Source organism: Clostridium boliviensis, from assembly GCF_033342255.1.
GTDB lineage: Bacteria > Bacillota > Clostridia > Lachnospirales > Lachnospiraceae > Lacrimispora > Lacrimispora boliviensis.
Window position 1 is genome coordinate 1 of the sequence record NZ_JAWONS010000089.1, and the last position, 11,069, is coordinate 11,069.

Sequence of the window (11,069 nt, forward strand, 5' to 3'; positions counted from 1 at the left end):
GGGCATACGATATCGGTTTCGGTGGTGTTGACCACGTTCTTGCAAGCGGTAAGGACATCAATATCATGGTATTTGATACTGAGATCTATTCCAATACAGGCGGTCAGTCTTCCAAGGCTACTAAGACTGGTGCGGTAGCACAGTTCGCAGCTGGCGGAAAAGACACCAAGAAAAAAGATCTTGCAAGCATTGCTATGAGCTATGGTTATGTATATGTAGCACAGATAGCTATGGGTGCTGATTACAACCAGACTGTTAAGGCAATTGCAGAGGCAGAAGCATATCCGGGACCATCCTTAGTTATCGCATACGCTCCATGTATCAGCCATGGTATCAAGAAGGGTATGTCAAAGGCACAGACAGAAGAGAAGCTTGCTGTAGAGTGCGGATACTGGAATAACTTCCGTTTCAATCCTGCTGCTGAGAAGAAGTTCTCCTTAGACAGCAAGGCTCCTGCACTGGAAGGATACCAGGAATTCTTAAAGGGTGAGGTTCGTTACGCATCCTTAGTAATGAAGAATCCAGAAAGAGCAGCTGAATTATTCTCCAAGAATGAGGAAGATGCAAAAGCAAGATTTGAATATCTTCAGAAGCTGGTTACCTTATACGGCAACGATTAATTAATTTGTAACAAAAAGGTGCATCCGATCAAATCGGGTGCACCTTTTTGTCATATTTCGTGCATAATAGTAATAAAACACGGAGGATTGATACAAGACAGGCACTGAGGATTGTTCACGGAATAAACTTACTATATAACAATAATAAAGAGGGATTGTATGGGTATTATTTATTATATGCATGGCACAAATACAGATCAAAACCCCGATCCTGACAAGGAAGCGAATAAGCCTGCTCCGGATCTTAGAGAGGATTGGCCTTTAGAACGTAATCCAGGCGAAAATTCTGATACAGATGAACAATGGACTTCTGTTATAACGGTATTTCCTAAGCCGATTATACCGTGTTATAATTGCGATACGACTGAAAACGGTCTGGTAAGATTTTTAAATGCTGCAGCAGGTTACGAACCGTTTCAGATCTATATTAATAAGCAGCTGGCAGTAAATGGGCTGGATAATGGGGATATGAGTCAATACGGAAGAGTATCTGCAAAGATGCAGACAGTGACCGTGGAAGGACAGAACGGATACGTTTATCTGGAGAAGGAGATAGAGGTTCTACGTGGGCAGGCTATAACAATAGCAGTCATCAATTCCGATTCTGGTCTTGAAATTATGGAAATTCAGGATATGTACTGCAATGGCGGTATTAATACCGGATGTTTCAGGGTTTGTAATCTGTCCATTACCAACAGAAAAGTAAATGTCATTTTAAATGGCGGTGAGCTTACCTTTAAGGAGGTAGATTATAAAGAGCTTACTGGTTTTAAATACCAGAAAATTGGTTTTTATCTGGTTGCTGTTATGAACGGCAACGCTCAAAGTGAAAATATTCTGCTTACTTCCAATATTTACATCAGAGGGAATGCAGCCTATACATTATATGTATTTAACTGGAGCGATGCAATGAACGCGATTCGGATTCTGATTGTGGAAGATCGAAGAAATTAACAAATTTTTACTGCCTCCGATTGACAAATCGGAGGCAATCTGCTATATTAAGTGTATTAAATGTGTTGGTACAGTTAAGAAAGAGGTGAACTATGATTCTGCTTGATTATAAAGATCGCAGGCCTATCTACGAACAGATTGTGGAGAAATTAAAGGACCTTATGATTTGTGGTGTTTTAGAGCAAGACAGCCAGTTACCTTCTGTGCGAAGCCTGGCCACTGAATTATCGATTAATCCTAATACGATTCAGAGAGCATATACCGAGCTGGAACGTAGAGGATTTATCTATTCTGTGAAAGGGAAAGGCAGCTTTGTAGCGGATACCAGCTCCATTCGTGCATTGAAGAACAGTGAATTAAAGAAGAAACTGAGCAGCTGGATTGAGGAAGCAAAGCGTGCAGGTATAAAAGAAGATAAGGCCCATTCATGGGTGGCAGAGGAATGGACGATAATAGGAACAAAATCAGGGGGAGGAGCAAACGAATGATTCAGGCAGAGAATTTAACAAAACAATTTGACGGCATTATGGCATTGGATCATGTTAGTGCTGAGATAAAAGATGGGAATGTTTTTGGATTGATCGGCACCAACGGTGCAGGGAAAAGTACTTTTTTAAGGCTGTTAAGCGGAATTTTAAAACCAGACGAAGGAATTGTAACAATAGATGGAGAGTCTGTTTTTGAGAATGAGAAAGTGAAAAGAAGATTTTTTTATATATCAGATGACCAGTATTATTTTAATAATGCAACTCCACAGGATATGATGGAATTCTACAGCAAAGTTTACCCGGATTTTGACCGTAAGCGTTTTGAAAAGCTGATTGGCAATTTCGGTCTGGAGATGAGAAGAAAGGTACATACCTTTTCAAAGGGTATGAAGAAACAGCTGTCTGTTGCATGCGGTATCAGTGCCAACACGGATTATTTGTTCTGTGACGAGACATTTGATGGACTTGATCCAGTCATGCGTCAGGCAGTGAAGAGCATTTTTGCTAATGACATGGCGGAAAGAAATCTGACCCCAATTATTGCCTCCCACAATTTAAGGGAGCTTGAGGATATCTGTGATCATATCGGATTGCTGCATCGGGGCGGTATTTTACTCTCCAGAGATTTAGACGATTTAAAGCTGAATATTCATAAGGTTCAATGTGTTTTGAAGGAAGGGATGACAGATGCAGATTTAGTATCCCTGGACCGGATTAAGACAGAAATAAGAGGTAAGCTCTATACTATGACAGTGCGGGGGACAAAGGAAGAGGTTGTTGGAATAATGGAATCCTATCAGCCGGTTTTCTATGAGATGATTCCCTTATCACTGGAAGAAATATTTATAAGTGAGACGGAGGTGGCAGGATATGACATCAAGAAGCTTATTTTTTAATTTGATAAACGAAGATATAAAGCGAAGGCTTTGGGCGGTTACACTTGCTTTCCTGATGTTTTTCTTCTCCTTGCCGGTGTCGGTTGCCATGATACTTGGAGATTACGTGAAACGGGATTCCGTAAAAGCTTATATGATTTCTGAATTACAGCAATTTCTGGGATTTCAGAATGGCTGGATGGTTTTTCTGATCATAGTTTTATCCGTTATTATGGGGGTGACGAGTTTTTCCTATCTCCATTCCAGGCAAAAAGTTGATTTCTATCATGGAATTCCGGTGAACAGGAATCATTTATTCTGGGCTAATTACGTCAACGGTATTTTAATTGTGGCAGCAGCCTATGGTGTCAATATTGTTCTGTCTGTGGGAGTAGCCGCCGCTTATGGTATCCTCCCTGCGGAAATTATAGGTACTGCACTTACAGGATTCTTACTTTTTCTGCTGCATTATGCTATGATCTATGCTGTTACAGTGCTGGCGATGATCATGACGGGAAGTGTAATTGTCGGTATATTTGGTACTGTAGTGTTCGAAGGATATTTTGCTGCATTACTGCTGGTTTTACAGGGATGCTATGGATACTTTTTTCATACCAGCTATAAAGGCGGGGAAGAGCTGTTTCTGCCATTTTTAAAGAAATCTTCTCCATATGCAATCTTTATCTCCAACGTTGCGGAAAATAGGCCGACTGTACCTCAGATCATTATTGTAGTAGTATTATTTATCCTGTTTACCTTTCTTTGTCTGCTTTTGTACAGGAAAAGAGGTTCTGAATCTGCGAAGAAGGCTATGGCATTTAAAATCAGTATGCCGCTCATCAGGATACCCATTGTTATTTTATCCGCTCTGTTCGGAAGTTTCTTTTTCTATTTGATTCGTTCCGATTATGGCTGGGCGGTATTCGGGCTATTTTGCGGGATGTTTTTATCCCATTGTGTTATTGAGATCATTTATAATTTTGACTTTAGAAAATTATTCTCAAACTGGAAGCAGATGATTGCCTCCGCTTTGGTGGCTGCGCTGGTATTTGCCGGATTTCAATTAGATTTGTTCGGATACGATAGTTTTATTCCGCAGGAGAGTTCCATAGAGAGCATGGCAGTTTCCCTTACAGATAAAAATAACTGGGTATCTTATGGAGAAGCCGTTCGGGATGGTCAGGGTGAGTATCACTGGGAATATCAGAGTGCGGATGATTATATTTTCAGTCATATGAAACTTAAGGATAATAAAGCAGCATATTCACTAATAAAAAAAGTAGTTGAAAATAACCAAAAAAGAGATTGGGATGAAGGTGGCTGGAGAACACGGCGTGGAGGAGTGGTACACGATTTTTCCGTAAAATACGACTTGAAGAATGGAAAAGAGGTTTATCGCAGTTATTCCATTGATGAATCAGAGATAAAAGAAGAACTGGTTCAGCTTTATGAAGATCCAAATTTCATTCAGGCGGTATATCCCATATTCAGCCAGACTGCTGAAAACACCGCTGCAGTAAGGGTCAGCAGGGGTTCACAGTCCCGCATCGTGAGCCGGGACCGAAACGGTACGGATAAGGCCATGACAGAAAAACTTCTGCAGGCATATCAGAAGGACTTTGGGCAGTTAAAAGTGGAAACCATGACCAAAGAAAACCCGGTTGCATCCATACAGTTTATGACCAGCATGCAGGCTGAAGCGGATAGCAGACGAGAGGCCAATCAGAGTTCCTGGCAATATAGTGATGTAACATCCAGAGGTTATTATCCGGTATATCCCTCGTTTACAAATACGCTGGAATTATTAAAAGAATGCCAGCTTGATGTTGACAACTGGACTTCTATTGAAGATATTCATGAAATCAGTATTGATTTAAACAGTTACTACTATGATAAACCTACCTACGAAACCAACAGTTTACGGTATTTTAAGGTTACAGATCCGCAGATGATTGCTCAGATCATGAGTGAGTCTGCAATTGAAGAATATTCCGGAATGAATCCGTTTGGTATCTGGAACTCTGAAAGGGTCAGTTTCACTGTTAGCAGCAGTGCTGGGAACAGTCTTTATGAGGTTCAGTACACCGTGCCTGTTGACCTGCTTCCTGATTCCGTAAAAGAATTGCTTAAGCAGTAAACGGGCTGCGGCTCATCAGTCTTTCATTGACTTTTTCTTCCAATAAAGTTACAATAGTAGGAGCAAAAGTCAAAGGAGGAATCACGGATGGCATTTTTTGAAGAGCTGGGAAAGACACTTAGTGATACCGGCAAAGAGGTTGCAACGAAGGCGAAAGCATTGACTGAGACGATACAGCTGAAGACACAGATCGGTGCAGAAAAAACTAAGCTGGAAGAGGCTTATGCAGTCATCGGAAAACTTTATTATGAAGACAACAGTGAGCCAAAAGAAGCTTATACCAAGGCTTATGAAGCTGTCAGAGCCAGCCGGGCAAGAATTGCCGCTCTGGAGATTGAACTGACCCAAAGCGAAGGAAGCCGTATTTGTGCCGAGTGCGGAGCTAAGGTTCCAAAAAGTTCCCTGTACTGTGGAAAGTGCGGAGCACCTGTGAAGGAAGCGGCAGCAGAGCCGGAACCGGATGCAGAGGATATGGCTGAAGAAGAGCAGTCTGCATCAGCAGAGGAAGTAAGCTTTAATTCCGGTATCAACGCGGTGAATGATGACGTATTTGAACCTACGGAAGATCAGATATAGAAAAAGGGACTGGACTTGATCCGGTCCTTTTCTATGCCTATAATTAAAAAAAGAGTGTAAATTTCCTGTAAAATGTGGTAGACTAAACCCGGTCAGTTAAATGATTAGAAAACGAGGGATATGATGAAAGTATATTTTAGATGGCTGTGGAAGCTTTTGGCTCTTTCTGCAGGCATCAATATTGTGATTGAACTGGCAAGCAGGAAGTCATTGTTCAATCTGGGATCTTATATATGGAATAGTTTATTTATCTTTTTGCTTAATACGTTAATTATTCTTCTTCCTTATACGATTATATTCATTACAAGGCGAAAAGCTTTTGCCTGTTTTATGATTTCGTTTATATGGATTTTTATGGGAATGGTAAACGGTATTCTGCTTATTTTCCGTACAACCCCATTTACAGCGGCTGATCTGCGTCTGGTGAAGTATGCCATGAGTCTGGCTAACGTCTATTTTACCTGGATGCAGCTTGTACTTATGGGAGTGGGAGGCGTACTGGCACTTGTTCTATTGGCAGGAGTCTGGAAAAAAGCTCCGGTCAGTCAGGAAAAAACACGGTTCTGGCCTGGGCTGGCAGTGATTTTATTAAGTACAGCACTGGTACTTGGTATTACAAGCGGCGCCATGAAATTGGGGCTTGTTGCGGTTCGTTTTGGTAATATCGGACAGGGCTTTAAAACTTATGGATTTCCTTATTGTTTTTCCAATTCTGTTTTTAATACTGGAATTTCAAAGCCGGAAGGATATGGGGCTGAGACACTGGAAGCTATACAGTCGGAGGAACTGGTACCTGAGAATACTTATGCAATCACAGCGAATACCAAACCCAATATAATCATGATTCAGCTGGAATCATTTTTTGATCCCACTTTGTGGAAAAACAATCCGGTATCTTATGATCCTATACCCTTTTTCCACCAGCTGCAAAAAAGGTACCCCGGGGGATATATAAGTGTTCCCTCTGTTGGAGCAGGTACTGCCAATACGGAATTTGAATCCATAACGGGCATGAATCTGGACTTTTTCGGACCAGGTGAGTATCCATATAAGACGGTTTTAAAAAAGACCTCCTGTGAAAGCACGGCATTTGATTTAAAAAATCTGGGTTATACGGCTCACACCATTCATAACAACGAAGCCACCTTTTATGACAGGAACCGGGTGTTCGCCCAGCTGGGATTTGATACATTTACTCCAATTGAATATATGAATAATATTGAGCGGAATCCTACCGGGTGGTGTAAGGATAAGATTTTAACAGGAGAGATCATAAAGACATTGGATTCGACGCCTGGACCTGATTACATCTATACCATATCTGTTCAGGGTCACGGGAAATATCCAAATTTTGAGTATTATTGCCAGCAGATTAATGAGATGGATACATTTATCCGTTCCCTTGTAAATACGTTAAGGACGCGCAAAGAGCCGATTGTACTGGTTATGTATGGCGACCATCTTCCTGGTTTTGAGTGGAGTGAGAATGATATGAAGAATCACTCTCTGTTTCAGACGGAATATGTTATCTGGAATAATATGAATTTACCCATGGTAAAAAAGGATGTGGAAGCATATCAGATGTCTTCCCATGTTCTTAATATGCTGAATATTCATGAAGGTACGATGATCCGCTTTCACCAGAAATATTTAAACGGTGAGAATAAAAATGAGGAAAGCTATCTGGAGGACATGAAAAATCTGGAATACGATATTCTGTACGGAGAGCATGAGGTATACGGGGGTAAAACTCCGTATTTAAAGACTGATTTAAAGATGGGAATCGATAAAATTAAAATTGATAAAGTGGTATATAATGATTCTAATTTGCTGATATATGGGGAGAATTTTACTCCTTATTCTAAAATATGCTTTGATGGAAAAGCAGTAGACACTACGTTTGTGTGGCCGCAGCTGATTATAGCCAAGGATGTTTCAGAAAAAAAGACTGCTGGCAGTGAGATATCAGTCTGGCAGATTGGAAAGGACAAAGTCCCGTTAAGTGACGCTGGAGTATATCATATGGGTTGGTCTGATTAACGAGAGAGAGGTTATCCTCCCTCTCGTTTTCCTTAGATTGAGATTAATTCATATTGGGCATTTCCAAGTCCAATCTTTCCAGCGTGTTCGATGGAAGTTTTCCAGTTTGTACTGGGATGAGTATCCTTAAAATGGTCGTGGTGATGGTTTCCGTGCTTCTCCAGAATGCTTCCCGCCATAACGGGCTGTTTGTTTACTGCATCTGCACAGGCAGCATCCAGTGCAACGGGGTCAAACGAAGCGAACATACCTACATCCGGAATGATAGGAATATCATTCTCCGAATGACAGTCACAGTAAGGGGATACATCCATTACAAGGCTGATATGAAAGTGGGGGCGGTCCTTTAAGACTGCCTGGGTATACTCCGCAATTTTGCAGTTTAATATGTCGTTGGATTCATCGCAGTCTGATTCAATGGCATCCACTGGACAGACGCCGATGCAGCGGCCGCAGCTGACACATTTACTGCTGTCAATAAACGCTTTTTTGTTCTGAAAAGAAAATGCGTCGTGTGCACAGTTCTTCTCGCACGCATGGCAGCCGATGCACGTTTCTTGTGTTACATGAGGTTTTCCTGCATTATGCATTTCCATCTTTCCAGCCCTTGAACCGCAGCCCATTCCTATATTTTTTAAGGTTCCTCCAAAGCCTGTACTTTCATGGCCTTTAAAATGGGTGAGAGAGATAAAGATATCCGCATCCATAACAGCCCGCCCGATCTTTGCTTCTTTAATGTATTCTCCATCTATGGGTACCAGAATTTCATCCGTTCCTTTCAGACCATCGGCGATCAGAACATGGCATCCGGTGGAAAAAGGGGAAAATCCGTTCTCATATGCGGTATCCAGATGATCCAGGGCGTTCTTTCTGCTTCCAACATATAAGGTGTTGCAATCTGTTAAGAATGGTTTACCGCCAGCTGATTTGATTAAGTCAACCACAACTTTTGCATAATTGGGACGCAAAAATGATAAGTTGCCCAATTCTCCAAAATGAATTTTTATTGCAGTATATTTATTTTGAAACTGAATCTGATCCAGCATACCAGATGTCTGAATGAGCCGGGCAAGTTTCTGGGGAAGGTTTTCACGGAATGTGGTATGAAAATTTGTGTAATAAACCTTAGATTTTTCCATTGAAGTCTCCTTTTGATAAATTTTATTATTATGCTATTATACTGTAAATAAATGGAGATTTCAATAAAAGTTATTTGTACCTTTCCGCTGTTTGGCATACTCTTGCAAGAATACTGTCCTGGCGTTATAATAGAATCTACGCTGTTAATAAATTAGCAGTAGGAGGTACATAGGATGAAATATTTAAAAAAGATGCTGCGTATCATTTTTGGAAGGTCAATGTTTGCGGTTGTTTCACTTTCAATACAAATCCTTGTTCTGGCAGCAGCATTCCGCTTTCTGAGTTTTTATCTGGCGTATTTTTATGGAGCTTTTACGTTGCTCAGCGCAGTGGTGATCATCCATATATTAAATAAAGAGGAGAATCCCAGTTTTAAAATGAGCTGGATGATTCCTGTTGCGGCAGTGCCGGTGTTTGGCACGTTTTTCTACATGCTGGTGGAGCTACACATGATAGAACGGTTTATGGAAAAGAAGTTAAAGTTCCGTATGGATGAGACAGAGTGCTATCTGGAACAGAATTTAAAGGTTTTAGAACAGTTGTCTAAAGTCAGCAGGAGGAACGCTAATCTTGCCCATTATGTAAAACGGTACGGTCATTATCCAGTTTATGCAAATACCAATGCACAATACTTTCCATCTGGTGAGGCAATGTTCGAAGCCATGAAAAGGGAGATGAAAGAAGCAAAGAGATTTATTTTTCTGGAATTTTTTATTATTGAAAAAGGGGAAATGTGGGATTCTATACTGGAACTGCTGGAGCAAAAATGCAGGGAAGGAGTAGAAGTGAGAATTATGTATGATGGTATGGGGTCTTTTGCTTTTCTTCCCCGTAATTATATGAAAACTCTGCAGGATAAGGGATTTAAGGCAAAAGTCTTTTCTCCTGTCAGGCCGGTTTTGTCCAGTTACCAGAATAACAGGGATCACAGAAAGATTCTTGTGGTTGATGGACATACCGCGTTTACAGGAGGAATTAACCTGGCAGACGAGTACATCAATAGAAAAGTACGGTTTGGGCACTGGAAAGATGCAGGTATCATGCTGAAGGGGGAGGCAGTGACCAGCTTTACCATGATGTTTCTCCAGATGTGGAATATATCTGAGAAAGAACCGGAACATTACCATAATTATTTAAAGGATCCGGAATATTTTTATCCTCTTGAGCTTCGTATGGATGGATTTGTGATTCCTTATGGAGACAGTCCGCTTGACAAGGAGTCGGTTGGAGAAGAGATTTACCTTGACATCATTCATAATGCCATGCAATATGTGCATATCATGACTCCGTATCTGATTCTTGATTATGAGATGGTTAAATCTCTTTCCTATGCTGCTAAAAGAGGCGTTGATGTTTCTATCATCCTTCCTCATATTCCGGATAAAAAATATGCATTTTTGCTTGCTAAATCACATTATGGAGAGCTGATCCGGGCGGGTGTTAAGATATGGGAATATACTCCTGGTTTTGTCCATGCAAAAGTATTTACAAGTGATGATATAAAGGCTGCAGTGGGTACGATTAATTTGGACTTCAGAAGTCTCTATCTTCATTTTGAATGCGGAACGTATCTTTACCGCAACGAAATAATCGATGAGATCGAACGGGATTATCAGGAAACGCTGTCTTTATGCAGAAGAATTTCTTTGGAAGACATAACAAATCAACCCTGGTATGAAAGGTTTGCGGGACGGGCTCTCAGGCTCTTTTCACCGCTTATGTAATAGAAAAAGCGCCGAATTTCCGGCGCTTTTTCCGATCTAAAGATATACTACACAGCAACTTCAAGAATTATCATATGAGCGATAACCGGAGTTGAGCCAAAGAACACTGGCTGGCCAGTCGTATTAATAATTTCCACTGTGGCAGGAATTGCACCTACTGTCACAAGTGCGGAACCATTAATCTGACCAGTTACGCTTGGTGAATCTGCGGCAACTCCGCCGCTGCCATTTACCTGAGTTGTAAATTCAACAAATGTGGAAAGTCCTGCACCATCTGTGGAAATCCACCATGATACATAATAAATTCCCGGAGCCGTGATGGTTGCTACACCTGTTGCTGTATTATAGGAAATATTTAAACTTTGGTCATCTAGCACTGTATTAAAAATGACTGGACTGCCATCTTCTACAGTTGTTGTTGCTGTTCCTGTTAATTGTACTTCGATGCCTCTTAACTGTGAGGCAGGTCCGGTATCACCAGTCGGTCCGGTAGGCCCGGTAGGTCCGGTAGGTCC

Annotated in this window: 9 protein-coding genes and 1 pseudogene; 8 read left to right on the top strand and 2 right to left on the bottom strand. The window is 41.1% G+C overall.

Going from position 1 to position 11,069, the window contains the following annotated elements; genetic code table 11:
* The 7 genes from RZO55_RS03060 to RZO55_RS03090 all read left to right on the top strand — a co-directional run.
* On the top strand, positions 1-620 hold a 620-nt coding region (locus RZO55_RS03060), incomplete at its 5' end, for a thiamine pyrophosphate-dependent enzyme (protein ID WP_318062817.1).
* A gap of 159 nt (positions 621-779) precedes the next feature.
* Complete coding sequence (locus RZO55_RS03065; protein WP_318062818.1) at positions 780-1,574, top strand: DUF4397 domain-containing protein; 795 nt, start codon at positions 780-782, stop codon at positions 1,572-1,574.
* Between the two features lie 92 nt (positions 1,575-1,666).
* A complete protein-coding gene (locus tag RZO55_RS03070; protein WP_318062819.1) occupies positions 1,667-2,062 on the top strand; it encodes a GntR family transcriptional regulator in 396 nt (131 codons plus the stop codon).
* On the top strand, positions 2,059-2,958 hold the full coding sequence (locus tag RZO55_RS03075) for an ABC transporter ATP-binding protein (RefSeq protein ID WP_318062820.1): 900 nt from the start codon (positions 2,059-2,061) through the stop codon (positions 2,956-2,958). Before RZO55_RS03070 ends, RZO55_RS03075 begins: the two co-directional genes overlap by 4 nt.
* The gene (locus RZO55_RS03080) at positions 2,933-5,074 is read left to right on the top strand and encodes a DUF6449 domain-containing protein (protein ID WP_318062821.1); all 2,142 of its coding nucleotides are present in this window, start codon (positions 2,933-2,935) and stop codon (positions 5,072-5,074) included. The genes RZO55_RS03075 and RZO55_RS03080 overlap by 26 nt, the downstream gene beginning before the upstream one ends.
* An 87-nt stretch (positions 5,075-5,161) precedes the next feature.
* Entirely contained in the window at positions 5,162-5,650 is a 489-nt protein-coding gene (locus tag RZO55_RS03085; protein WP_318062822.1) for a zinc-ribbon domain-containing protein, read from the top strand.
* Positions 5,651-5,770: 120 nt separating this feature from the next.
* On the top strand, positions 5,771-7,690 hold the full coding sequence (locus tag RZO55_RS03090) for an LTA synthase family protein (protein WP_318062823.1): 1,920 nt from the start codon (positions 5,771-5,773) through the stop codon (positions 7,688-7,690).
* Between the two features lie 32 nt (positions 7,691-7,722).
* Here the strand turns inward: RZO55_RS03090 and RZO55_RS03095 are convergent, their stop codons facing one another.
* Positions 7,723-8,829 carry a DUF362 domain-containing protein gene (locus tag RZO55_RS03095; RefSeq protein WP_318062824.1) on the bottom strand — a complete coding sequence of 369 codons (1,107 nt, stop codon included), beginning with the start codon at positions 8,827-8,829 and terminating at the stop codon, positions 7,723-7,725.
* 174 nt (positions 8,830-9,003) lie between these two features.
* On the opposite strand from RZO55_RS03095, the gene cls reads away from it, so the two are divergent.
* Complete coding sequence (gene cls, locus RZO55_RS03100; RefSeq protein ID WP_318062825.1) at positions 9,004-10,554, top strand: cardiolipin synthase; 1,551 nt, start codon at positions 9,004-9,006, stop codon at positions 10,552-10,554.
* 47 nt (positions 10,555-10,601) lie between these two features.
* Here the strand turns inward: cls and RZO55_RS03105 are convergent.
* A pseudogene (locus tag RZO55_RS03105) lies at positions 10,602-11,069 on the bottom strand (collagen-like protein); the annotation flags it as partial.

Bases quoted from the DNA above. Each gene is read 5' to 3' on its own strand.
- RZO55_RS03065 (WP_318062818.1), top strand. From the start codon at position 780: ATGGGTATTATTTATTATATGCATGGCACAAATACAGATCAAAACCCC.
- RZO55_RS03070 (WP_318062819.1), top strand. From the start codon at position 1,667: ATGATTCTGCTTGATTATAAAGATCGCAGGCCTATCTACGAACAGATT.
- RZO55_RS03075 (WP_318062820.1), top strand. From the start codon at position 2,059: ATGATTCAGGCAGAGAATTTAACAAAACAATTTGACGGCATTATGGCA.
- RZO55_RS03080 (WP_318062821.1), top strand. From the start codon at position 2,933: ATGACATCAAGAAGCTTATTTTTTAATTTGATAAACGAAGATATAAAG.
- RZO55_RS03085 (WP_318062822.1), top strand. From the start codon at position 5,162: ATGGCATTTTTTGAAGAGCTGGGAAAGACACTTAGTGATACCGGCAAA.
- RZO55_RS03090 (WP_318062823.1), top strand. From the start codon at position 5,771: ATGATGAAAGTATATTTTAGATGGCTGTGGAAGCTTTTGGCTCTTTCT.
- RZO55_RS03095 (WP_318062824.1), bottom strand. From the start codon at position 8,829: ATGGAAAAATCTAAGGTTTATTACACAAATTTTCATACCACATTCCGT.
- cls (WP_318062825.1), top strand. From the start codon at position 9,004: ATGAAATATTTAAAAAAGATGCTGCGTATCATTTTTGGAAGGTCAATG.